General features: G+C 51.8%; 17 protein-coding genes. 8 read left to right on the top strand and 9 right to left on the bottom strand.

The features are described 5' to 3' along the window. Nucleotides 1-11: 11 nt before the first annotated feature. The 3 genes from NDI45_RS04765 to NDI45_RS04755 all read right to left on the bottom strand — a co-directional run bounded on the left by NDI45_RS04765 (nt 12) and on the right by NDI45_RS04755 (nt 3,475). Nucleotides 12-1,181: a septal ring lytic transglycosylase RlpA family protein gene (locus NDI45_RS04765; RefSeq protein WP_348246641.1), complete on the bottom strand. Its 1,170-nt coding sequence runs from the start codon at nt 1,179-1,181 to the stop codon at nt 12-14. 837 nt (nt 1,182-2,018) lie between these two features. Then, nucleotides 2,019-2,474 carry a hypothetical protein gene (locus tag NDI45_RS04760; RefSeq protein ID WP_190792957.1) on the bottom strand — a complete coding sequence of 152 codons (456 nt, stop codon included), beginning with the start codon at nt 2,472-2,474 and terminating at the stop codon, nt 2,019-2,021. Then, the gene (locus tag NDI45_RS04755; RefSeq protein WP_348246639.1) at nt 2,471-3,475 is read right to left on the bottom strand and encodes a hypothetical protein; all 1,005 of its coding nucleotides are present in this window, start codon (nt 3,473-3,475) and stop codon (nt 2,471-2,473) included. Before NDI45_RS04755 ends, NDI45_RS04760 begins: the two co-directional genes overlap by 4 nt. Before the next feature lie 1,492 nt (nt 3,476-4,967). Here NDI45_RS04755 and NDI45_RS04750 point away from each other — a divergent pair. From NDI45_RS04750 to NDI45_RS04735, 4 genes are all read left to right on the top strand, one after another. Next, a complete protein-coding gene (locus NDI45_RS04750) occupies nt 4,968-6,038 on the top strand; it encodes a peptidoglycan-binding protein (protein WP_190792955.1) in 1,071 nt (356 codons plus the stop codon). A 204-nt stretch (nt 6,039-6,242) separates the two neighbouring features. Next, a complete protein-coding gene (locus tag NDI45_RS04745; protein WP_348246636.1) occupies nt 6,243-7,184 on the top strand; it encodes a peptidoglycan-binding protein in 942 nt (313 codons plus the stop codon). 629 nt (nt 7,185-7,813) lie between these two features. Next, nucleotides 7,814-8,695: a tetratricopeptide repeat protein gene (locus NDI45_RS04740; protein ID WP_190792953.1), complete on the top strand. Its 882-nt coding sequence runs from the start codon at nt 7,814-7,816 to the stop codon at nt 8,693-8,695. A 301-nt stretch (nt 8,696-8,996) separates the two neighbouring features. Further along, a complete protein-coding gene (locus tag NDI45_RS04735; RefSeq protein ID WP_190792952.1) occupies nt 8,997-9,578 on the top strand; it encodes a L,D-transpeptidase in 582 nt (193 codons plus the stop codon). A gap of 115 nt (nt 9,579-9,693) precedes the next feature. Here NDI45_RS04735 and NDI45_RS04730 read toward each other — a convergent pair whose 3' ends face one another. The 5 genes from NDI45_RS04730 to rpsT all read right to left on the bottom strand — a co-directional run bounded on the left by NDI45_RS04730 (nt 9,694) and on the right by rpsT (nt 21,021). Next, nucleotides 9,694-13,677: a DNA-directed RNA polymerase subunit beta' gene (locus NDI45_RS04730; protein WP_348246633.1), complete on the bottom strand. Its 3,984-nt coding sequence runs from the start codon at nt 13,675-13,677 to the stop codon at nt 9,694-9,696. 64 nt (nt 13,678-13,741) lie between these two features. Further along, nucleotides 13,742-15,616, bottom strand: coding sequence for a DNA-directed RNA polymerase subunit gamma (locus NDI45_RS04725; RefSeq protein WP_348246631.1), 1,875 nt, complete (start codon nt 15,614-15,616; stop codon nt 13,742-13,744). 138 nt (nt 15,617-15,754) lie between these two features. Beyond that, nucleotides 15,755-19,057, bottom strand: coding sequence for a DNA-directed RNA polymerase subunit beta (gene rpoB, locus NDI45_RS04720; protein WP_348246629.1), 3,303 nt, complete (start codon nt 19,055-19,057; stop codon nt 15,755-15,757). Between the two features lie 447 nt (nt 19,058-19,504). After that, nucleotides 19,505-20,320 (bottom strand): TatD family hydrolase, encoded by an 816-nt coding sequence (locus tag NDI45_RS04715; protein ID WP_348246627.1) that lies wholly within the window; start codon nt 20,318-20,320, stop codon nt 19,505-19,507. 371 nt (nt 20,321-20,691) lie between these two features. Next, the gene (gene rpsT / locus NDI45_RS04710; protein ID WP_348246625.1) at nt 20,692-21,021 is read right to left on the bottom strand and encodes a 30S ribosomal protein S20; all 330 of its coding nucleotides are present in this window, start codon (nt 21,019-21,021) and stop codon (nt 20,692-20,694) included. Nucleotides 21,022-21,299: 278 nt separating this feature from the next. Here rpsT and hisD point away from each other — a divergent pair, with 278 nt between their 5' ends. Then, nucleotides 21,300-22,616: a histidinol dehydrogenase gene (gene hisD / locus NDI45_RS04705; protein ID WP_348246623.1), complete on the top strand. Its 1,317-nt coding sequence runs from the start codon at nt 21,300-21,302 to the stop codon at nt 22,614-22,616. A gap of 132 nt (nt 22,617-22,748) precedes the next feature. Then, entirely contained in the window at nt 22,749-23,171 is a 423-nt protein-coding gene (locus tag NDI45_RS04700; protein ID WP_190789772.1) for a universal stress protein, read from the top strand. Between the two features lie 27 nt (nt 23,172-23,198). Here the strand turns inward: NDI45_RS04700 and NDI45_RS04695 are convergent, their stop codons facing one another. Further along, a complete protein-coding gene (locus NDI45_RS04695) occupies nt 23,199-23,576 on the bottom strand; it encodes a hypothetical protein (RefSeq protein ID WP_190789773.1) in 378 nt (125 codons plus the stop codon). A 78-nt stretch (nt 23,577-23,654) separates the two neighbouring features. Between NDI45_RS04695 and NDI45_RS04690 the strand changes: the two genes are divergently transcribed. Then, nucleotides 23,655-23,918 (top strand): MoaD/ThiS family protein, encoded by a 264-nt coding sequence (locus NDI45_RS04690; RefSeq protein WP_190789774.1) that lies wholly within the window; start codon nt 23,655-23,657, stop codon nt 23,916-23,918. A gap of 202 nt (nt 23,919-24,120) precedes the next feature. Further along, nucleotides 24,121-25,419: a threonine synthase gene (thrC, locus tag NDI45_RS04685; RefSeq protein WP_348246620.1), complete on the top strand. Its 1,299-nt coding sequence runs from the start codon at nt 24,121-24,123 to the stop codon at nt 25,417-25,419. The last annotated feature ends 54 nt before the right edge of the window (nt 25,420-25,473 follow it).

Here is a 25,473-nt window from a genome sequence, read left to right as displayed (position 1 = left end):
GCAACAGCTTGTTATCGAGGATTTGCAGCAGTTGCTGTGCCCATTACCTGAAGGCTAACGGGGGCAACCCCTGAACTTATCAATCCAATGACTCGTGCGGCTCCTGCCGAAAGATCAATCACGCGCCCATGAGCATAGGGACCGCGATCGTTAATGCGAACAACAACCGAAAGCCCGGTGTCGATGTTGGTGACGCGCACCTGGGTCCCAAACGGAAGAGAGGGGTGAGCTGCTGTGAGTGCTTCTTGGTTAAACACTTCACCGCTTGCACTCCGATTACCGTTAAACCCAGGACCATACCAGGATGCCAACCCGCTAAATGCCATCTGAATCGCACCAAACGAAAGCCGACGGGCTTGGGTGCGTGGGTCGCCGGAAATTCGATCGATTGGGGGTGCATTACCAATTTGACGGCGGAGACGATTGGTCGCCTGCAAGGTGTCTTCTGCAGGATCGCGAGTGGTGTCAGGCAAAATTGCAGTTTCACCGATTTCAACCAGTTCTTCATTGCCTGCTCGAATCTCGTATCGCTGCCGATCGTCATCCCAGGCAGCAGTGAGGTCGCTAGCGTTGAAGTTGTCACGGTAAAGCTGATTGAGGCGGGCTGCGATCGTGGTCGCTTGCCAGACGGGGTCATTGGGGTTGACCGAAGCTTCAGCCGAACCGTCCGTCATGACCGCTGCTTGAGTCAATTGAGCATTTTGTTGGGTGTTTTGTGAACTTGGGCTGGTGGTTTCATGCTGGCTTTGAACGCTAGCAATTTTAACCCCAGGATCAGCCATCGGATTAGAAGCTGCCGAATCGACAGGCGAATTAACCGAATCAGAGCCAAGGAACGTTAGGACAGGAATATTGCGAACATAGACTGTTGCTGCTTGCTGTCCGTTTAGCTCATGAGCATGGATGCGGGCAATTGTCGCATCTGCTTCAGCAGTGTCCTGGGACTGGTATTCCCCAATCTTGACTGCTTCTTGAACTGGAGCGGCTGCCACAGTAGTCGCAGGTTCGGTCGGGGTAGAAGTCGATGCCTCCTGAGCAAACGACGTTGTAGTAGGAACATCTGCTTCTGAGGTTTCGTCTGCAACCGCAGGCTGTTGAATAATTTGGCTTAAAGGAACTGCTCCTAGCGCGGTTACCAACAGGGTAGCGGCAGTCAGACCGCTCAAAATTTTATGGTTCATACGTCCATCGTGAATGGTACATGGAGAGTGAGCCAGCGATTTGGGAAACAAAAAGGCTAACAAGGGTCAGCAGGTTTCCGGTCTAACTCATACTCGTTACGTGTTCACTCCTGGCTACGCAACTGCAACAGACTAACACGAAGTTTTTGCTCTGGGGATCAGGGACAGTTTCCGAACCGCCACATCTTTACAATAACTTCATATAAGGAAATTCGGTCAAACACTTGTTCTGCCTGACTTCTAATTGTTTTCCACCAGTTTTAACTTTATCAAAACTTCATACTAATTTTCACATTTTTTTACTTTCTGAAGCTATCGCAGGTGTTTCAAATTGGAAAAACAAATGCTAGGCAAGGCACCCGCTCGATCGCGGAACAATCTTGGTTTTGTATTAGCTGTCCTAACCAGGTTGAACGTTCGATCGCCTGATGCGACAAGGGACGATCGAATTGGGCCAGGTTTCCCACCCTGCACTTCACGTCATTAGCCTGCAAATTAGAGGAAGTTTGCCAAAAGCCTTTGCAAAGAACCTGTATTTTTGGTTTTTACAGGTTCCGTATTTTTACTTAAACTTTAATATGTCAAAGCGAATCGATATCTTTGTTCTGCCTATTTATTGCTATCGCCAACTTGGTTAGTAAATAGGCGGGGCAGCACAGTCTTACAATAGCCTTTGGTCGGAAGTTCGCGCTGCATTCGCTCTTTAATATCGCTACGGTAATTAATGAAGCGAAATCTATCGGTGAAACAAACGGCACAGAACCTACCACGGTTTAATGGCGATCGTCCCAATCAGCACTGCTAGGCGACAAGCCAAAAAGAAAATCTTTAAAGTGCCTACTGTCGATTCAGCAGTTTTTCGAGGATGTCTTTCGCGGGTTCTACCATTGCCCAGGTTCCTTCGGGCTGCTTACGCAGTGTAGCAATATGAACATAGTCCCCTGAGCCGATCGTCTCTCCTTGCTGCACCGTTCCGAGCTTCGGCTGCTTCAGCCCACAAAGGCGAAACAGATAGGCAGGCACATCGGGGCTGGAAAACAAGATGCAGCCGGCGACATTCTGCTGCACCTGTCCATCAAAGGGCGCGTAAACAGAATCACCGTTGAGCCGAATGGAAATATCGCCCAATCCAGCAACGACAGAATGATTTGCGATCGCGTCGCCAGGCTGAAGCTGCCAGGTTTGCTGAATCTGAATCATGCGGGTCAGCGGCAGCGACGATCGCTCAGGAGCACAGCCTGTTTGAGACAAAAGCAAAACTACCCCACAGATCACCATCACGATCGGCTTCATACTTTGCCCCCAAGCAGCAGCCCAATCATAATCAGCGTTAGACGGCAGCCCCAAAGAAAACCAGACTGGGGAGCAACAGTCGATCGATAAATCGCAACGGCGGCAGGAGCCAACATCAGCAGGATACTCATCAGCGAAAGGGCCGGATAAAGCTGGCTCACTCGGTCAAGCAAAATTCGTAGCAGGGCGGCTCCGAGCGTGAGGGTCAGGGCTGCCTGAGCAGAGGGAAAAATTTCGGCTGAGTCGATCGATGGCTGTTTGACGTGCTGGCGGTTAAAGGTCTGATTGCGAAATGGTTTTGATCGACGCGCAGATTGAGCAGTTTTGAGGTTGAGCTGAACACAAGCCGTAATGCCAAACTGAACCATTGCCTGCAAGAGCCAAACGATCGCCCGAACGCCCATTAGAATCAATGGCAGAAAAGTCATTGCTCCCCATTTAGCCCCCTGGCTTAAAACCATCCCCCATGACTGTGCCAATTGCACTTGGCTAGATGCGGCTCGATCGCAGAAAACTTGCCCTCCTGTCGCCTGAGACTTGGTTCGATCGCAATCGGTTTGCCAGCTTAAATCAATTGATCGCGTGCCGATTCGCAGTTCGCCTGCCTCCGTTTTTTCGACATAAGGAATTGCGATCGTCTCCTGGCTCTGCTCCAAATCACCCCTCAGAGCATTCGGCTTAAGCTCACTAGGCTCAAGATTATTTGGCTCAAGATAACCAGCCTCAAAAAGTCGCCGAATATCAATCGATTGGGTAGAACCAGAAACCCTGTCTCGATCGCGCTTAATCTGCTGGACGATCGCTTTGAGCCGCAAAATGGCAGCTTCCTGGTCGGCTGCAAGCTGATTGACGTAGTGCATCTGGTCTTCGAGCCGTTGCCAGAGCCGCTGCATTTCTGAATCAAAACGGCTAGCGGACTGAGCGGATTGAACTGGCAATTTGCTTTGTGCAACGTGAAGCTGTGCAGCAATTGCCCTAACTTCTGCCTGCGGTTCTTTCATGGGGGAGGAAAGCTCCTAGTACTTAGGTACTATTTCCTCAAACTATATCTTAATTTCAGATTACTGCTCAAGGATCTGAGTGAATTTCGAGCGCAGTTTCTAGCAGGGACTGCTGTAAAAATCGTGCAGGTCAATTTGTCGTGGAATGAGAACTAGTCCATTTGCGAGTTGCTGCTAGCTGACGAGTCAAAGCTTAGTCCTCTGAGCCAACAATATTAGCACTGAACCAATCAAAAATCGGATCAGGCGAGCCAGCACTGCTCTGTCACTGTATGCGTTGAAAGCAATTTGCCTGTTTTACTTTGTTCTCATGTTGGCAAACTTGGTCATCAAAAATTTTAGATCGTTCGCGAGATAAACTCCGTAAGTATTTTCCATACTGCCTGATTCGATCAACCTTAAGCTTTTCTCTAGCTAGAATAAACTCGATCGCCCTTTGCCGATCGGCAGGTTGATTAAAGTTGCAGGATTGAAAGGAATGAGCACGGGTATCCTGCGGACTTTTCATGATTTAGCAACAAACAAAAAGAATTGCCTGAAGGCAGGAGCAGCGCCCGATCGTTTTAGAGCGGTTTTCTCTAAATTCTCAGTTCTTAGTAAGGGTGATTTCGTCGAGACATAAAAGGCAGGTAATCATCTTCTTAAGAGAAACTTGCAGCGAAGCAAGCCAAAGAAATTATCAAGACACTCAATTTAAGACATAACTTAGGAAAACTTATAACCTCACCGTTGTTCTCTAAATGTAGTGCCACTTACATCAGAATTTTAGCCAGCGCACCACTCGAAAGGGTGAATCGTTAGGTTTAACTTTAATTCACTCCGGTTCTTCCCGTAATCTGATGTGTACCGTTTGTCTCTACCCCTGGTGTGTACTTTTTCTAGAGTTGTTTCGTTTTTCAATCACAATCTCGTATTCCTTCAGCGATCGAAGCAGGCAAGCGCACTTGAAGATAAGGAGGCAGCCGATCGCTTTCAGAGTACAGCAGGCTGCTCAAAAGCCAGGTAAGCCGGGAGAAATTTAACTGTAAACAGCTTCCAATCAGGAAACAGCTTCGTCTGAATTACTGCGGTTTGCTCCTGCAAGCTACAAAGAGCAATCTGACGGTGTTCTAACCAGCGAAAAAAACAAGTGAAATCTGTATCGGTGCTCCGGAATTACTTTTTGATAGAAAAGTATTTTTCTCCAAAATAAATGTCCTCAAAGCATGAATTCCAAAGTTGCAATCAGGGCTGTTTCTGCTCAGGAAATTCAGTGCAAGAAGTTGCTTAAAACGTTGCAGAATAGACAAAATTATGATATTCGTAGAATAAATGAATACACTCAGATTTAGCATCTCTTCTAAGAGTGTTTCTGGGAAAGCAGATTTAACTCTTGGGGCTGCTTCGTTAAGCAGGGCAGGGGACATTTTGCAGAGTTGAGCGACTCAGTTCCAGAATTGCCTTCTTTGAAGAGGGATTACCTTGCAGTTCACGTTTTGAGGAGAAAGTAAATATGGAGACTTTTGGATATCTCCAAACTTCTGAAGAGTATGAAAGCTCTGAAAGCAGAGCTTTGGTTTGTGTGCAAAATGGGCTACCTTCTGTTCCGGACTTTAAAATTTCTGGTCAGATGATGGCAGTAGTGGCGGGGGCAGCTTGCTCTGCTGCTGTTCTCGGTTCTACCGGAGAGGCTCAAGCATTTCCGCTCTATCCCGGCGATAGCGGTCCTGATGTAACCTATGTGCAAAATCTGCTGACGAGTGCGGGCTATTCCGTCCCGGCAACAGGTTATTACGGTTCGCTGACCGAAAGTGCTGTTACAAGTTTCCAAGCGGCTAGAGGTCTAGGTGCCGATGCGATCGTCGGTTCGGCAACTTTAAACGCACTAGAGGGCTTTATTCCGGTTGAACCCGATTCCGGCGGCAGAACCGGCACATTTCGCTTCGGCGATTCTGGAGCCAGGGTGGGAGATCTGCAAATTTTGTTGGCGAATGCTGGCTACTTTTCTGGTGCGACAACGTCATACTTTGGTTCTCAAACTGAGGATGCGGTCATTCGCTTCCAGCGCGCAAATGGTTTGACCGTAGACGGAGTTGCAGGTCCGGCAACCTTTGCAGCACTGAATAACTTTGTTCCGGTTCAGCCCGATCCCGGCAGCAGCGGTAACCTTCGCTTTGGCAGCTCTGGTGCCGAAGTTACTCGTTTACAAAATGCCCTCACTGATGCAGGCTATTCGGTTCCAGCGACAGGCTACTTCGGTTCTCAAACCGAGAGTGCGGTTATCAGCTTCCAGAGGGCAAGCGGTCTAGTGGCGGATGGGATTGCAGGCCCGGCAACGCTAGGCGCGCTGATTGGCTTTGTTCCGGTTAACCCTCAACCGGTCGGCAGTCTCCGGTTTGGTGACAGTGGGGCTTCCGTTACCCGTTTGCAAAACCTGCTGATCGATCGCGGTTTTCTCGCAGCGGGACTGAATACAGGCTACTTTGGTGCAGCAACCGAGGCAGCTCTGACTGCATTTCAGCGGGCAAACGGTCTAGTAGCGGATGGCATTTATGGTTCGGCAACGGCATCAATCTTGGGCTAGTTTTAGGCTAGCCTTTGTGAGTCCGCGATAGGTGTTACTGAGTAAGTGCAGGTTGAGTTGGCTCGTAGTTTTTTGCTGCGAGTCAACCTTTTTATTCAGGCGCATCTCGATTGCCTCTCTTTAAGATGTACTCAGGAAATTTTTTTTACTGAGTCCCCTTTTTACTCAGTAACGCTGCTTTCACCATGATGAGGAGAATTTTGCATGGAACTTTTTGCCCATCTGCAAATCGCTCAGGCTTATGAGGAGTCTGGTGCTGACGATTGGATTAATTTAGCCGATCGCTTCGATGACGCTTCGATAACTCCAGAGGGAAAACTGCTTCCCATCGCCAATGCAAATCCGACAACGCTGAGAATCTTGCTTACCATTACTGCTGCCTGGTCAACCCTCCTGTCAGGAACTGCACTGGCAGTCGAAGAATATAATCCTGGTTTTCGAGCAGGTGTTGCGGATTCAACTTATCTGCCGATCGCGCCAGCAACCGAGACCAACCGGACGGTTCCTGCGAATTGTGCCAATGCCCTATGCAGCGCAGCCTGCGGAAACAGGAATTCTGCCGGCGTTGTTCCAATTAACAATTCAACAATTGAGCGTCCGGTCGCAGGAGCAAGTTCTAACAATACATTCATTGCAGTTCGTCCAGGTTCCTCAACTGGAGTCTTTCTACGCCGAGGCGATTCAGGTTCAGAAGTTACTCGAATTCAAAATCTTTTGCGATCGGCAGGCTATTTTGATGCGGCTTCGACTGGGTTTTATGCCACGCTGACCGAAGCTGGCGTGAAAGCATTTCAGCGCGATCGGGGATTGCCTGTGGATGGCATTGTCGGAGAAGAGACTCTTACTGCGTTGCAGGGTTATCGTCCGGTTTCCCCCACACCTTCTCCCACGCCAGTGCCGCAGCCCGGAGTCAATCGATTGCAAATTGGCGATCGGGGAGAGGATGTCGTAAGGCTTCAGCTTGCCCTGCAAAATACTGGCTTCTACCGGGGCACGATCGACGGCGTGTATGCTGCCCAGACCGAGCAGGCAGTCATCGCATTTCAGCAGGCAAACCGTCTAGCCATTAGTGGAATTGCAGATTCAGCGACGCTGGCTCGACTGGGAGTCGCGATCGATCGAGTTGCGCTTCGATCAGACGCATGAAGACACTTTACAAGAAACTACATGATCAGAAATCACGATAAGGAATCGGGGTTAACCGCGGAATCAATCGGTTAACGAAAGCAAATTAAAGAAAACAGGGTACCCTGACTGTTTTGAGGAGTCGGTTATGCAAGGAACAGACGATCGATCCAGGCGAACTGCCCAACGATCGATATTCCTATGCTGCGTGACGAGTCCTGTGACAACGCTTTGCGCGGGTATTCTTCTCTAGAGTTAATACTGTCTAGAGTTGATACTGTACGCTAAGACAATGCCCAAAGCCAGACCACGAGACAGGTTTCGATCGCTGTTCTAGCCCTTCCTAAATCAACAGTCTGATATTTGCTAATACAAGTGTACCACACTCTTGGGATTCTCCCACCGCAGTCTTGTTTCTAGAATTTATTAGGGCAGCAATCCGGCATTTGGGGCAAGAGCTTACCCAGTGCAAAGGATTTAAGGCGAAGGATGAATTCCCGCAATCTGGGCTGATTTGAAGCAGTTTGCCTGAAGCATCGACCAGGGATTTGCAAAGATTGTTGCGACGATCGATCGCAAATCGTCTAATCTTAAGAAGCGAATTCGCTAGTCGATCGCGTTTCTCAAAGTCTTCGTCCTCAAAGGTAGCTGTGCCGAAACGTCTCTCTTTTCTTGCCTTTCTCCTAGTTATTGGATCTTGGGGAGTCAGTCAGCCTGTTTACGCCCAAGCACTCATTCCTCACTTTGTTCAGCTTGATGATGAGCAAATTAGACAAGAAGGTTTAGGATTAGCCCAGGAAGCCGCTCAACTGGCGCAGTTTCAGCAATACGGTTTGGCTCTTGCAAGGGCACAGCTGGCCTCTCAGCTTGTTCCTGACAATGCTCAGGTTTGGGCACTGCTGGGCAGTCTACATCTTCAGCTTGAAGAGCCTGAACCTGCAATCGCTGCTTTACTGAAGGCAAGGACGCTCGACCCGCAGAATGCCGCAGTTTTTTTTGCGATCGGCTCTGCCTACTTTCAGCAGGAAAATTATCGATCGGCAATTCAGTATTTTCAGTCTGGGTTGCGGCTGCGACCCAATACGCCCGGAGCACGGTTTGACCTGGGCAACGCTTATTACAAGCTAAAGCAATACGACCAGGCAATTGCCGAATATCGCAAGGCGATCGATCTGGATGCAAAATTCTGGCCTGCCATTAACAATATGGGCTTAGTGCTGTATGAGCGGGGCGATGTGGCTTCGGCAGTGCGCGAGTGGCAGCGGGCAATTGCGATCGATCAGAATCAGGCAGAGCCTCAGCTTGCGCTAGCGGTTGCCTTATTTACTCAGGGACAGACCGACCAGGCAGTTCAGAAAGCGGGGATTGCCCTGCGATTAGACGATCGCTATGCCGACGTGAATTTTTTGCAGGAAAACCTGTGGGGCGATCGACTTCTAACAGATGCCAAAACCTTTTTTGCCCTGCCCCGGGTTCGGGAGGCACTCGCGCAAATTACCCAATCGGCTTCTCCAGATCGCCCAACTGAGTAAAGCTTTTTTCCTGATACGCAGCCTCATTGCTAGCAAAATAGTACGGGAACCTAGTATGGCTCATTGAGTCTAGGGTCGAGGGCAACAAAGTCTTCGAGACAATTAAATCCGCCCTGCTAAAAATAGTCAGAGGGAGGATAAATTTGCTGGGAATAAAATGGGATAAATAGTATCGAGCAAAGTCGATCGTCATGAGTTACTGCATAAGAATATGTCGATGGTAAAAAGCAAGATTTCAGCAAGTCAGAGAAACTCGATTCGGTGCAAAAGGCTATTGCTGTCGATCGCGCTGCCTTTTGTCATGGTTCCTGCAGCGATTGCGGCATCCGTTCCCGGCAGTTCCCCTGCTGCTCGTCCTGCTCAGTCCGTTCGTCCAACGAACCCTACTCCTACCCCTTCTGCCCCTAACTTATCGGTCGAGCAACTGGCGATTATTACCACTCCCGATCTGCCCTCGCTGGGAACTCCTGATCGCTTTTTGCCAAAGCCCCAGCCCCAAATGCGTTTAGTCATTCGCTTGGGGGCACGGCGGGTTTATGTGTATGAAAACGATCGCGTGAAAACCAGCTTTCCGGTTGCGGTCGGCAGACCTGGCTGGGAGACTCCGACAGGAAACTATCACGTCCTGCAAATGATCCAAAATCCTGCCTGGCAAAATCCGTTTACGGGAGAAGTTATTCCGTCCGGACGAGAAAATCCGCTAGGAACCCGCTGGATCGGCTTCTGGACGGACGGTAATAACTATATTGGGTTTCACGGCACGCCCAACGAAGAATCGGTTGGCACTCCGGCTTCCCACGGCTGCATTCGGATGTTCGACCGGGATGTGCAAAGGTTATTTGAGATGGTGGCACTCGGGACTCCAGTGAGTGTTGTGCCATAAAAAATTTCCTCTAAATGATTGAACGAATCACTCAGAGGAAACTGTTCAAATTTGCTTAAGCATAAGATTCAGTCGGGAGGGCAAGTCGAAAGATTTAGCCCTCCTTTCCGCTTAGTTATTCTTCATCATCGTCGCCGTCCTCATCCACGCCGTCATCATCGTCCAGCACAGAGCCGTAGTCATCATCGACATAGCTTGCGCCGTAGTCGCCGCCTTCTGCTCGCTCGCGTACCGGGAATACATCGAATCCGGCTTCGCGCTCGAAGGTACGGGCAGTGCGATCGTCTAGTACCACGTCGCTCAGATCGATATCTTCTTCAAACAAACTGTTTTCGTAGATTGGATCGATCTCGACGGCAGCAGCGTTGTCTTCGTAAGCATTAAATCCGGTTCCGGCAGGAATCAGACGACCAATAATCACGTTTTCCTTTAAACCGCGCAACCAGTCCGACTTGCCCTCAATCGCCGCTTCCGTTAGAACGCGAGTCGTTTCCTGGAAGCTGGCTGCCGAGATAAAGCTGTCGGTGTTGAGGGATGCCTTGGTAATACCCAACAGGATCGGCACATAGTCTGCGGGTGCACCCCCTGTGATTGACATTGCCTCATTGACCTGCTCAATCTGGCGCAGTTCGACAAGTTCTCCCGGCAGCATCGTGGTGTCGCCACCGTCTTCGATTCTGCCTTTCGAGGTCATCTGGCGCACGATCACTTCAATGTGCTTGTCGGAAATTTCAATGCCCTGCGAGTTGTACACGGACTGCACCTCGTTCACCAGGAACGTTTGAACCTCCTGCAAGCTCCGTAACGAAGCTTCGTGAGTTCCCATCGTTTCGCGGTAATAGGAGAAGAAGATTTCCAGAATCTCGTGGGGATTGGCAGGACCATCGGTGAGCGGTTCCCCGGCACGAACTTCCTGGCCATCAATGACCAGAACGTTTTGACCCGGCAGCAAGGGATACTCGGTTGTAACTCCATCCGATTCGATCACTTTGACCTCGACGGACTCATCATCACTGTAAATTACTTGAGCCGTTCCGGGACGACGCGACAGCACACAGGCTTCCTTCGGCTTCCGGGCTTCGAGCAGTTCCTCAATTCTCGGTAGACCCTGAATGATGTCTCCGGTTTTCGATCGCTCGTACACCAACAACACCAGGTTGTCGCCTCGCTGTACCAGGTCGCTGTCATCAATATGCAGTACCGCTCCGGCAGATACCCGGTAGGGGCGAGCCGATCGCAGTACGACTTCTCCATCCGATGCCGCAATCACCTGTCCAGACTCTTCGCTTCTGACGCCGCCTGCGACTTCGGTTCCTGCCACGATCAGATCGCCAACTTTCACCTTGGGAGCCTGTCCCTGGGTATCCAACGACACCAGATCCGCCTGCCGCACGACCAGAACTCGGCGAACGGCTTCTCCTATATCGCGAATCCCACGAATTTCTCCGGCTTCTTTACAGAGAATCTCGGTACGCGCCACGACTGCTCCTGGTGTGATTTGGTCGCCATCCTTCACCAGCAAACGAGTATTGGTACGGCCCTGGGTTTGATCCGCAGCGATGTCGCGACGAATGACCAGCGATTCCAGAATTACAAGCTGAAGCCGCAGAATGTCCGCGCTCTTCTCGTCGGGAACTAGTTCGATATCTGCCGCAAGCTGAGGCGCATCTTTCTCAATTTCCAGCACAAGCTGAGTCCGCAGCAGATCTAATCCTTCCACAGACTTCACCCGCTCACTGTCTTTATAGGCAATGCGCTGGATTGCCCGCAGTTTGATCGATCGACCCGATTCTTCATTATTGGACTCCTGGCTGGGAACCGAAGGCTGATCGGGAACCTGGTATTCGGTGACAGGGCGCAGCAGCAACGCGGGACCTTCAGGCGACTCCACATATTCCATGTAGCGCAGCTCATCCACCGTTAGTCCAGGCATCACTTCCTGCCCAGGATTGACGATCGTGCCATCCTTCGACATCACCGCTTCTGGATTGTCTGCCAGATGCAGTTCACCAGGCTTGATCACGATCTCGCGCAGAATGTCATTTTTCTGCGTCACTTCGACCACACCACTGCTTTGACAGAAGATGTCCTTCACGACTTCCGTTCCGGCTTCGACGTATTGACCGTCTTCCACCATCAGCAGCGAGATGTCTTTGTTGACTTCGTGAGCCTCTTCAGGAATCCACAGGATCGTGCCGCCCTGAACGACTTCATAGCCCAGCTTTGCTTTGCCCTTCTTAGCCACTTCGATGCCGGAGAACTTGATGATGCCGCCCGTATGCGTCCGGTACCGATCGTCAATCAGTTCTGCAACCACCTGACCATTCGTCACCTTCGTGCCCGGAGTGGCGATCAGAGAGAATCGCTGTCCGTACTGGGTTTCGATCAGATAATGTTCCCGACCCTGCTGGCTTTCGGCGATCACCTGCGCTTCGTCTAACAGCACCGACGCGGTGATGATTTCAATCTCCCGTCCGCCTTTGCCTTCGCTTTCCTGCGGGATTCGCACCACGCCGCCATTTTCGGTGACGAGCTTGGTTTCCGCCATAATGCTGTTCGGCTCGACGCGATCGCCGTTTCGCACCACGGGTTCTGCACCCGGCGGCAGGTTGTACACCTCACCGGAGAGAATCCAGATTAGTCCGCCTCTTTGGGCAATTCGGGTCGTGTTACCCTGACGGTCTTTCTTTTCTTCCGGCACAACATCGGCAAAGCGAACTTCGCCTGCCATGTCCGAAGCCACGTCCTTGGTCGCTTTTTCCGTGACTTTGCGAACGCGACCCGTGCTGGGCATTTCCACCATCATCTGGTTCGCTTTCACGCTGTCACCATCGCGCACAAAGATAATCGAACCCGAAGGGACCTGGTGGACTTCCTTGCGATCGCCCGATTCCACAGTGATATCGACGTTCACTTCAGAGATTTGTGCGTCTTCCCCGTGACGGGTGCGGAAGGCACGAGCGCGGAACTGCTTCGGCTTGGTTCTCACTGTGCCGTCAAAGCTGGCACGAATCTGGGGAGCGACTTCCCCGGTAAAAGTTCCTCCCGTGTGGAAGGTTCTCATCGTGAGCTGGGTTCCCGGTTCCCCGATCGACTGCGCCGCGATAATGCCAACCGCTTCGCCCATATCTACCGGAGTTGCGTGCGCCAGACTCCAGCCGTAGCAAGACTGACAGACCGATCGGGTTGCCTCACAGGTGAGGGGCGATCGAGCCATGACTTCTTCGACTTTTGCCTTGCCGACTAGCTTTGCCATGTCGTCCGAGATCGGCTCGTTGCGCGGGATGATCACTTCGCCCGTTTCGGGGTGAACGATGTCCCGTGCGGCAACTCGACCCAAGAGGCGATCGGCAAGGGGAATCAAGACACGCTCACCGTCGGTCATGCTGCGAACAACGATCCCGCGATCGGTGCCGCAGTCGATTTCCCGAATGATCACATCCTGAGAAACGTCTACCAGTCGGCGGGTCAAATAACCAGAGTCCGCTGTTCGAAGTGCGGTATCTACCAGACCTTTCCGTGCCCCGTAGGAAGAGATGATGTACTCCGTTACAGTCAGACCTTCCCGGAAGTTGGTCTTGATCGGCAAGTCGATGATCTGTCCCTGCGGATCTGCCATTAGACCGCGCATTCCTACAAGCTGACGCACCTGAGAGATATTGCCTCGCGCACCGGAGAACGCCATCATGTAGACCGAGTTGAGCGGGTCACTGGCTTCAAAGTGGCGAATTACTTCGTCTTTCAGCTCTTCGCTAGTTCCGTTCCAGGTATCGATTACCTTTTGGGAACGCTCAACTTCAGTAATTTCGCCGCGGGTATACCGCTCTTCGGTGTCACGCACCTGTTCTTCTGCTGCTTCCAACAGATCCCGCTTGCTGGGCGGAACCATCAGGTCATCTACGCTAATCGATACCCCAGCTCTGGTCGCAAAGCGGAATCCGAGGTCCTTGAGTTCATCCGCCATTGTTGCGGTGCGGGCAGTCCCATAGTGAGTGAATGCCCAGGCAACCAGGTTTTTAAGCTGCTTCTTATTCACCACGCGGTTGCGAAATAGCATCCCCTTACCAGACTGTTTGTTTCCCTGCTGCTCTGCCGTCATTTGCGATTACCTTTGTAATGATGAATTCGCTGTTTGCTTGCTGCTAATTTGCTCAAGCTTGCTGCTAGCTCACGAGCGCATCGTGAATCGTCTTGTTGTAAATCACTCGCCCGGGTGTAGTGCGAACATACTGCGAAAGCAAATTGCCCTCTGCATCTTTCCGCACGCGCCGATCTGTATACAGTTCGGTAACTGAACCGTCTTCACCACGATGAATTTCCTGCGGCTCCCGGTCTTTGCCGTCATCCTCAACGTCGCCGTCAAATCGCAACCAGATATAGGAGTGCAGATCGACGACCTTTTGCTCATAGGCGATGATCACGTCATCCATGCTGGAGAAGTAGCGACCCACTCCCAGTACGGCATTCGGGTTCTCTGCAGTGAGGTAATAGCAGCCTAATACCATGTCTTGGCTTGGCAGCACGATCGGTCTACCGGTTGCCGGAGACAGAATGTTGTTGGAAGCCAGCATCAGCAGCCGTGCTTCTGCCTGAGACTCTAGTGAGAGGGGAACGTGAACTGCCATCTGGTCGCCGTCAAAGTCTGCGTTAAAGGCAGGACAAACAAGTGGGTGAATCTGAATGGCGCGTCCTTCTACCAGGATCGGCTCAAATGCCTGAATCCCCAAACGGTGCAGCGTTGGAGCGCGGTTCAGCATCACGGGGTGTCCGTCGATCACTTCTTCCAGAACGTCCCAGATTTGCGGATCGTTGCGCTGGATCAGCTTCTTCGCGGCTTTGATGTTGTTCACCAGACCCTGTTTGATCAGGCGATGAATCACAAACGGCTGGAATAGCTCGATCGCCATTTCACGCGGCAGACCACATTGGTGGATCTTGAGCTTAGGACCCACTACGATTACCGATCGTCCAGAGTAGTCCACCCGCTTACCGAGCAGGTTTTGGCGGAAACGACCCTGCTTCCCTTCAATAATGTCCGACAGGGATTTCAAAGGACGGTTGTTTGCGCCCACAACTGTGCGTCCGCGTCGTCCGTTATCAATTAGCGCGTCCACCGCTTCTTGCAGCATCCGCTTCTCGTTTCGGACAATGATTTCCGGCGCAAGGATTTCTTGCAGACGGGCAAGACGGTTGTTCCGGTTGATTACACGACGATACAGATCGTTCAGGTCAGAGGTCGCGAAGCGTCCACCGTCTAGCTGCACCATCGGGCGCAGGTCGGGCGGAATTACCGGAATCACGGAGAGAATCATCCACTCCGGCTTCGACTGGGTAGCAATGAAGTTGTCGATTACCCGCAGTCGCTTGATTAGCTTGGCACGCTTTTGCCCTTTCGAATTGGCAATTTCTTCGCGAAGCTGTTCCGCTTCTTTCTCCAGCTCGAGATCCTGCAAAAGCTGCTGGAGTGCTTCTGCCCCGATGCCGACTTCAATTCCGGTGAGCTGAGAATCTTCGCTGTAAAGCTGATCTTCGATCTCAATCCACTGATCTTCCGTCAAAAGCTGTTTGTAGCTCAGGTTCTCTGCGTTGCCTGCGTTCAGCACCACATAGGAATTAAAGTAAACAATCTGCTCCACGTCCCGCAGCGGCATATCTAGCAGAATCGACATATAGCTAGGAATGCCCTTCAGATACCAAACGTGAGCTACGGGAGCTGCCAGCTTGATGTAGCCCATGCGGTGACGACGAACGCGTGACTCAGTGACTTCTACGCCGCATCGCTCACACACAATGCCCCGGTGACGCACCCGCTTATACTTACCGCAGTGACATTCCCAGTCCTTCGCCGGACCAAAAATCCGTTCGCAAAACAGACCATCCATTTCCGGCTTTAGTGTCCGGTAGTTGATGGTTTCGGGCTTGGTTACTTCTCCGACGACCATGCCGTTCGGAAGCGTGCGCTCGCCCCATTGACGAATCCTTTCTGGAGATGCCAGACCGATTTTCACATAGTCAAATCGCTGCTCTAGCTTTGGCATCGCTATTCCTTCCTCTTAGATTTATTGCTTGTGCTTCTGGCACTTCTTCAACAGATAAGCGAGGCATAAGGGCAGTTCGGTGTCGAACCTGTATATCGATTCCTTCACCTACTGCCCCCACGCTATGCCCCAGACACCTTACTCCTCGACTTCTTCCATTTCGTCGCGCGAAATCGATTCGTAGGTGGGGCGGGACGGGGTGCGGCGATTGCCGACATCTGCCATCAGATCCACTTCTACGTCGCGGCTAGTTCCGTCCTCCTGGGTTTGCAGCTTGTGCGCCGCAATGTCAAGACAAAGCGATTGCAGCTCGCGCATTAACACCTTGAACGATTCGGGGGTGCCCGGACGCGGAATTGCCTTCCCTTTGACGATCGCATTTAGAGCTTCGTTGCGTCCCTGCATATCGTCGGACTTCACGGTCAGCAGCTCTTGCAGGATGTAGGCAGAGCCAAACGCTTCGAGTGCCCACACCTCCATTTCTCCAAATCGCTGACCGCCCTGCTGCGCTTTTCCGCCAAGAGGCTGCTGCGTCACCAGCGAGTACGGACCCGTGGAACGAGCGTGGATCTTGTCGTCTACCAGGTGCACCAGCTTCAGCATATACGCCTTGCCGACGGTAATGGGGCGATCGAACGGCTCACCTGTGCGTCCGTCGAACACCTGGATCTTGCCGGGGTTCTCTGGGTCGTAGACCCAATCCTGTCCGGTGACTTCGCGGGCTTCGCTCAGCTTGCCGTGGGTGGTTAAACGCGATGCTTCTTCGCCGTGCATTTCGTCGAACGGAATCATCTTGAATCGTGACCCCAGGTTATGACCTGCCCAGCCGAGCAGACACTCAAACACCTGACCCACGTTCATACGCGATGGCACACCAAGCGGGTTCAGCACGATATCTACCGGACTACCGTCGGGTAGGTAAGGCATGTCTTCCTTCGGCAGAATCCGGGAAATAATCCCCTTGTTGCCGTGACGACCTGCCATCTTGTCGCCCACCTGGATCTTGCGCTTCTGCGCCACATAAACCCGCACGACCATGTTTGCGCCCGGAGGAAGCTCATCGCCCTGCTCACGGGTAAACACACGCACGTCTACCACACGACCTTTTTCACCGTTTGGCACGCGCAACGAGTTATCCCGCACATCCCGCGCCTTTTCACCGAAGATAGCTCGCAGCAGCTTTTCTTCCGGCGGCTGATCCGATTCACCCTTAGGTGTAACTTTACCGACGAGGATGTCTCCGGCTTCTACCCAGGCTCCAATCCGAATGATTCCCGTCTCGTCGAGCTGACGCAGAGCATCTTCACCCACGTTCGGAATTTCCCGCGTAATTTCTTCGGGTCCGAGCTTGGTTTGCCGTGCTTCGATCTCGTATTTCTCAATGTGGATCGAAGTGTAGACATCGTCGTAGACCAGGCGTTCGCTGATCAGGATCGCGTCCTCGTAGTTATAGCCTTCCCAAGGCATATAGGCAACGGTGACGTTTTGTCCCAGTGCCAGTTCGCCCTTCTCGGTAGCAGAACCATCAGCGAGAATCTGCCCTGCAACAACTCGATCGCCCACAAACACGATCGGACGCTGGTTCAAACAGGTGTCCTGGTTCGATCGCTGGTACTTTTGCAGGGTATGCTCATGCTCTCTACCATTGCTGGCAGCGCGAACGCGGATTCTGTTGGCATCCACATACACCACTTCGCCATCCACGCGGCTGATGATTACCATTCCAGAGTCGCGGGCTGCCTGCGCTTCCAGTCCAGTTCCAACCAAGGGGCGTTCTGGGTGCAGCAGGGGTACTGCCTGACGCTGCATGTTTGAACCCATCAGGGCGCGGTTTGCGTCGTCGTGCTCCAGGAAGGGAATCAGCGAGGTTGCCACAGAAATGATCTGCACCGGGGAAACCGCCACATAATCCACTTCATCGGGCGTTGTTTCTGTGAACACCTGACGATAGCGCACCGGAACCTGCTCACCCAGAATGTAGCCATCTTCGTCTACCGGAATATCGCCTGGAGCGACCCGCAGATCATCTTCTTCATCAGCGGTCATGTAGAGCGCAGCAATATCACGACGGACACGACCGTTCTCCACACGCATAAACGGCGTTTCGATAAAGCCATAGGCATTGACGCGAGCGTGGGTTGCCAGCGAACCAATCAGACCTGCGTTCGGACCTTCTGGCGTTTCGATCGGGCAAATCCGACCGTAGTGCGACGGGTGAATGTCGCGCACCGCAAAGCCTGCCCGTTCACGAGTCAGACCACCCGGACCAAGGGCACTCAGACGGCGCTTATGGGTCAACTCAGCCAGCGGATTGGTTTGATCCATAAACTGCGAAAGCTGAGACGAGCCAAAGAACTCTTTGATTGCAGCCACCAGCGGCTTTGGGTTCACCAGCGAGGCAGGCGTAAGGGCATCTGCATCGGAAACGGTCATTCTTTCTCGAATAATCCGCTCCAGACGGTTCAAGCCGACGCGCACCTGGTTTTGCAGCAGTTCACCCACCGATCGCACCCGACGATTGCCCAGGTGGTCAATATCATCGGTATTCCCGGTGTCAAACTCCAGGTTGATTAGATAATCCACTGCCGCCAGAATGTCTTGAGCAGTGAGAACCCGGGTCGCTTCCGGCACACTCAGGCGCAGCTTACGGTTCAGCTTGTAGCGTCCGACTCGTCCCAGGTCATAGCGTTTGGGGTCAAAAAAGCGAGAGTCGAGCAACTGCTGACCGCCAGACACGGTGGGAGGCTCACCCGGACGCAGCTTGCGATACAGCTCCATCAGAGCTTCTTCTTCGCTAAAGTCGCCCTCTTTATCGATCGTCTTCTGAAAATACTCAGGGTGACGCAGCGCATCGAAGATTTCGTTGGTCGAAAGTCCAAGTGCCTTCAGCAGAACTTGCGCCGACAGTTTGCGGGTCTTGTCAATTCGCACCCACACCAGGTCATTCTTGTCGGTTTCAAACTTCAGCCATGCGCCCCGGTTGGGAATCAGGCTGGCATTGAAGGTACTGCGACCGTTCTTGTCGATCTCTTTCTTATAGTAAACACCAGGGCTACGAACGATCTGGTTAACAATGACCCGTTCAGCCCCATTGATAATAAAGGTTCCGCGATCGGTCATCAGGGGCAAATCGCCGATGAAAACCTCTTGCTCCTTAATTTCGCCCGTTTCTTTATTAATTAGGCGCGTCGGCACATACATTTGCACTGCATAGCTCGCATCTCGACGCTTCGCCTCATCTACGTCATACTTGGGACGACGCAGCTTATAGTCCTTGCCGAGGAAGTGTAGCTCTAGCTTCCCGGTATAGTCTGTAATTGGTGAAAAGCTGTCCAGCTCTTCGATTAAACCCTCTTCCAGGAACCAGCGGAAGCTCGCCCGTTGAATTTCGATCAGGTCTGGTAGGGTAAAGGTGGGTGCAGTTTGGGTCAGGTTACTCATGCGTCTCCTCAGATGGGTCGCGGCCGGGATTGCCCCTAGCACAGCGGTACTTGAGCAAAGCTATTAACGAAAAAACTTCAGTCCTCAAACCGAAGACTGAACGACACTCACTTGAGTCGATATTGATTGATGAATTGTGTAGAGTTCCAGCGGAGGTTCAATCCTGGGAGATGAAAAGACTGCGCTTTAAGGCAGGGGAAGTATAACTTAAACAATGGAGTTCGTCAACTGCTAGCAACAGAGTGGCTCGAAACAACTCGAAACAATGGGTTCGATAATTGAAACAATCAGAAGACGGGCTTAGCCAGAAAATTAACTTTAGAAGGACTAAAAACCGTAGCTCTGGGATTGACCTTAAACCTCAATTGCGCTAATGTCCCAAACACCATTATGGCTGATCTATATCATTTTGTGTACTCTTTCTGAGAATCCCACAAAATTTTCTAATCATGACATAACGATGGGAACTTGCGCCGAAGATTCAAGGATGGGCAGCTTAAACAGACGACGAGCATTTTCAGTGGTTTGGGCAGCGATCGTCTCCAGGGACACCCCTCGCAACCGGGCAACTTGCTCCGCTACATACCGCACATTGGCGGGCTGATTCCGGCGTTCGCCCCGCTTCGGAACCGGAGACAGAAACGGACAGTCGGTTTCAACCAAAATGCGATCGTTCGGCACCAGCTGAGCCGACTCCTGCACCTGGGTCGCATTCTTAAAGGTAACAATGCCGCTAAAGCTAATGTAAAACCCCAGATCGAGAAACCACTTCGTTTCCTCTGGCGTTCCGCCCCAGCAGTGCATCACCCCTTTCATCGTCCCCGACTTTGCCCACTCGCGCAGCAAATCTGTCATTGGAGCAGCTGCATCACGACAGTGAACAATCACCGGCAACTCGAGTTCGCGGGCGATCACTAACTGTTCCTGAAATGCAAGCTCCTGCTGCGATCGATCGTCTGCCTTGTAGAAATCTAGCCCGGTTTCGCCAATGGCAACTACGCGGGGGTCAGATTGAGCTAGCGACCGAATTTGATCGGCTGTGTCGGGAGTCCATTTGTCCATATCCAATGGATGCAAACCCACTGCAAACGAGAGCTCGGGAAAGCGATCCGCAATACTCCGAATCTGCTCAAATTCCGCAGGCTCTACACAGGAGTGAACCAGTTGGGCAACGCCTACCTTGCGCCAGTTTTGGGCGACTTCCTCTAAGTCAGGCTGGAAGCTATCAAAGTTAAGGTGAACATGGGTGTCGATTAACTGCATGATTCAATAACCTGATTGGCTCCAACTTTTAACCTGTCAACTTTTGACCTGTTGGGTGTTGCCGAGCGACAAAATGAGGGCAAAATTTTGATCTTAAAGAACAGCAGTTGCAACCAGTAACCCTTTTTATGGGGTAGATGTCCTTACCCGCTCCGTGCAATAGGTATCCCTCTGTAGGACTGAACAGACGGGAGCCCATTCCCCAAGAGTCACTGATAATTTAGCTTGCTGTATCTAGCTCACTGTATCTAGCTCGCCGCCCCAAGACAGCCATGCCGCAATTCAGTAGCACTATTTGGCTTTTTGCCGATCGCTCCGCCGCCCCCGAAAGGTAATTGCCCTTCTAAATTAAGGTAATTGCCCTTCTAAATTCAGGAAGCCGATGCAGTCGATGCGGTGGCTGGCGCGGTCGATGCCATTGCTTTTGCTTTGAACACTCTCGACAGACGCGCCTTCTTACGTGCGCCATTGTTGGGATGCAAGATACCGTGCTTGACGGCTTTGTCAATTTTGCTGTAGGCAGCCGACATCCGCTGCTGCACTTCCTGTTTTGCTTCAGGCGTTGGATCCACCGTGTACTTGTTCACAGCCTCGATATAACGCTTCGTCAGGGTTTTTACAGCGGATTTATAGGACTTGTTCCGCAGGCGGTTGCGCTCCGCGATTTCGACGCGCTTAATTGCAGACTTAATATTTGCCACAGCTATCTACCACTTCAACTTCTAGACAGTACAAATTTGAGACCAAGAATCTCAGGCGGGCATCATTCCAGCGATCTACCATCTTAGCAAAGCATTTGCCATAAACATAGGCTAAACTCGCATCTTTCTAGACACATATCCTCTAAAAATCCGGTTAAGCTAGAAGACATAATCGGTTCAGTCAGGTTCGCGGTTGCATCTGCGGTTCTCTGGGGATCGCAAACCCACCGTGTCAACCTCAGGCAGTTCCAGGCTTTCTATCCTTACCCATTGTGGCGATGCTGCGAATCATTCATCAGCGGGCTGAAGCACTCACCGAACTGCGACGGATCTGCGATCGCACTCATGATGATCAGGTCGTTCATAAAGAGGCAACCGTTCGAGAAGTCTTGCAGGCAGTGAAACGGCAGGGTGACCGGGCATTGCTGCACTACACCGAAGAATTTGACCAACTCATGCTAGAGCCAGGAGAGTTGCGGGTCACAGGCTCGGAGCTAGAAGCTGCTTATCAGCAGGTTTCCAAAGAGTTGCTGGAAGCAATCCAGCTTGCCTGTCGTCAGGTCGAAGCCTTTCACCGCCAGCGAGTGCCCAAAAGCTGGGTGCAGTTTGGCGAAAATGAGGTCGTTTTAGGCAAACGCTACACGCCGGTCGATCGTGCGGGGCTGTATGTGCCGGGGGGACGGGCTTCCTATCCTAGCACGGTGATTATGAACGCCATTCCGGCGAAGGTCGCGCAGGTTCCCCGCATCGCAATGGTGACTCCGCCTCGCCCAGATAAGACGATTAACCCTGCCGTTCTGGTAGCAGCACAGGAAGCCGGGGTACAGGAAATTTATCGTGTTGGAGGGGCACAGGCGATCGGCGCACTGGCATACGGAACCGAAACAATTCCCAAAGTGGACGTGATTACGGGGCCGGGCAATATTTACGTGACGTTGGCGAAAAAGCTGGTTTACGGCACGGTTGGTATCGACTCCCTCGCGGGTCCCTCTGAAGTCCTGATCATTGCCGATGGTCACGCCAATCCAGTCCACGTCGCAGTCGATATGCTGGCGCAGGCAGAACACGATCCAATGGCAGCAGCAATTCTGCTCACGACTGATACTGATCTGGCAATGAATGTTGTGGTCGAAGTGAAGCAGCAGTTGCTCAACCACCCGCGCCGATTGCTAACCGAAAAGGCGATCGCTCACTACGGTCTGGTCGTTGTCGTAGACTCCCTCGAACAAGCCGCCGAACTATCTAATGAATTCGCTCCAGAACACCTGGAACTGGAAGTCGAAAACCCCTGGAGCCTATTGGAGTATATTCGCCATGCGGGAGCAATTTTCTTGGGCAATTCTACCCCTGAAGCCGTTGGCGATTATCTTGCTGGACCCAATCACACTTTGCCAACTTCCGGTTCTGCCCGCTATGCCTCTGCTCTCAGCGTCGAAACCTTCCTGAAGCATTCCAGCTTGATTCAATACTCGCCGCAGGCACTCCAGAACGTGGCAGGGGCGATCGATGCGCTGGCAACTGCCGAAGGGCTGCCTTCGCACGCAGACTCAGTACGATTCAGAGTTCAAAAGGATGCAGGCGATCAGGAAGGGTAGATAGGAGCACGGGACGCTTAAGCTTTATTCTGGTCAAAGTTGATTTTGGTCAAAGTTGATTGAATTTTCAGGCTGAACCCGCGACACTGGACAGGCAAGCGATCGTTCTGGGAAATTCCAGGCTGAAGAATCATGCTGAACAAAATTCTAGTTGCGCTCGATAGTTCAGACTTATCGGAACTGGTCATTAAAGCACTTCATCAGCTTTCCCTACCGCAGGATGCTCATGTTGTTCTGGCGCATGTTTTAGTGAACTCTGACGCAAATCCTGACATCGCAGCCGATCGCCCCCCGGTTGACGCGGAAGAAATTTCTTATCATTCGCTAGAAAAATTGCAGGCTTATCAAGCAGATCTGCCCTGCAAAAGCGAAATCGAAATTGTGCGCGGCGAACCTGCGGAAGAGATTGTGCGCTTAGCCAATATCCATCACGCTGATTTGATTGTCATTGGCAGTCGAGGTTTGACAGGAATGACGCGCATTCTCAAAGGCTCGGTGAGCAACCAGGTCGTTGAAGAGGCAAGTTGCTCGGTACTGGTCGTTAAGCCGAGATAGTTTCCTTTGCTGACCTGAAGCGTGAATTCAGCTTGCAAGAAACTGTTTTAGGCGCAGCAGGCTTAACGTTTGTCCCAAATTCAGCGGCAGCAGCGAAACTCCCTCAAGGCGCGACTGCACCCAGCCCTCCCCCCAATACCATTCGTGATAACCATCAATCCCCTGGCTTAGCAAAAAGCGCAGACTATTAGGGGCTGCCCGATCAACCTGATGCTGAATCACAACTGGACCAATCCAGCTTGTAAACGAAAGTCCTGAATGCAGCGTTTCAGGCAACCCCTGTGAAAACGTTTGGGGAGAAAGCCAGCGACGAAACTGAGCCGGAAGGAGCAGACTGTCGTGGATTTGCTGCGCTGAGGCATCGAGTTCAATCCGCAGTGTACTTTGCTGAAAGGAGCCGAGCATAAGAGCTTTTTGTTAGAAGCTTGCAGGATACTTTATTCAGTATGCCAGGGTTGAAATCAAGTTGGAGACCAGATATCAATGAACGATCGCACCTCAATTACAGTAATCGTCAAGCTCTTTGCTGCCTATCAAGAAGCCTATGGAACCTCGGAACTGGTGCTGCAACTTCCAACAGAGTCAACCGTAGCGCAGGTTCGCGATCGACTCATCAGCGAACACTTTGAATTAGAACAGTGGCGCAGTCTGACTCGCTTCGGCGTAAATCTTCAGTTTGTGGAACCGGAGACCGTTTTGCAGGAAGGCGACGAACTTGTCCTCATTCCGCCCGTAAGTGGGGGTTAAATATCGCTTTATCAATCCCGAAGCAATCCTGAATTATCCCAAATCAAACCCGACAAAAATAGTCGGGTATATTTGACGGTATTTTTCGCCTGTGATAGCATCCGTTTTAGTTGGTCAGAAAACGCGACAGGGTTTGATTGGCTAACGGTTTATTGATCTGCTGAGTTGACTCAAGAGAGCGCATTTAGAGAGGAAGAAGTTCATGACCCAGGCGATCGACCCCACCCAAACCGCTGCTACCTTTACGGCTCTGAAGTGTAAAGAGTGCGGTGCAGAGTACGAACCTAAAGCACTCCACGTTTGCGAATATTGCTTTGGTCCACTGGAGGTCGCCTATGACTACAGTGCGCTGAGCCGGCTTGTGACGCGGCAATCAATCGAAGCCGGACCTAAATCTATCTGGCGGTATCGTCCCCTGCTGCCCGTCGCTACTGACAACCCGATTGATGTAGGCACTGGCTTTACTCCGCTGGTGAAAGCAAACCGTCTAGCACGTCGTTTGGGCATCAAAAACCTCTACATCAAAAATGATGCCGTGAATATGCCCACTCTGAGCTTCAAAGACCGGGTGGTATCGGTTGCGCTAACTCGTGCGCGTGAACTGGGCTTTACGACCGTTTCCTGTGCCAGCACCGGAAATTTGGCAAACTCGACGGCAGCGATCGCCGCTCATGCCGGACTTGACTGCTGTGTGTTCATCCCCTCCGACCTGGAAGCTGGAAAAGTGCTGGGTACGCTGATCTATGGTCCTACGGTGATAGCAGTTCACGGCAATTACGATCAGGTGAATCGCCTCTGCTCGGAAGTTGCAAATACCCATGGCTGGGGCTTCGTAAACATCAACCTACGCCCCTACTACTCTGAAGGTTCCAAGACGCTGGGCTATGAGGTCGCTGAACAGTTGGGCTGGCAGTTGCCCGATCACATTGTTGCCCCTCTGGCATCTGGTTCACTCTTCACTAAGATTTATAAGGGCTTCCAGGAATTCGTCAAGCTGGGACTGGTCGAAGATAAGACTGTCCGGTTTAGCGGTGCCCAGGCTGAAGGCTGCTCTCCAATCGCCCAAGCATTCCGCGAGGAGCGCGACTTTATTACCCCGGTGAAGCCCAACACCATTGCTAAATCAATCGCGATCGGCAATCCGGCAGATGGCGTGTACGCGCTGGATATCGCCCGCAAGACGAATGGCAATATTGAATCGGTGAATGATCAGGAAGTCGTAGAAGGCATCAAGCTTCTGGCAGAAACCGAAGGCATCTTCACTGAAACCGCAGGTGGCACAACGATCGCTACCTTGAAAAAGCTGGTCGAAGCAGGCAAAATTGACTCCGAAGAAACCACGGTGGTTTACATTACGGGCAACGGTCTGAAGACTCAGGAAGCGGTACAGGGCTACATTGGTGAGCCGCTGACGATCGAACCCAAGCTGGATAGTTTCGAGCGGGCACTGGAGCGGTCTCGAACCCTCGATCGCCTGGAATGGCAGCAGGTTCTTGTCTAGTTTTGCCTGATAATAAAGGCTTATGATTGACCTTGATTTCTGAGATTTTTGAAA

Origin of the sequence: Leptolyngbya sp. GB1-A1 (assembly GCF_039962475.1) — a bacterium.
In the GTDB taxonomy this organism is placed as follows: domain Bacteria; phylum Cyanobacteriota; class Cyanobacteriia; order Elainellales; family Elainellaceae; genus Leptolyngbya_A.
Note: the sequence above shows the minus strand (reverse complement) of the source record. Positions and strands in the feature narration are given on the sequence as shown.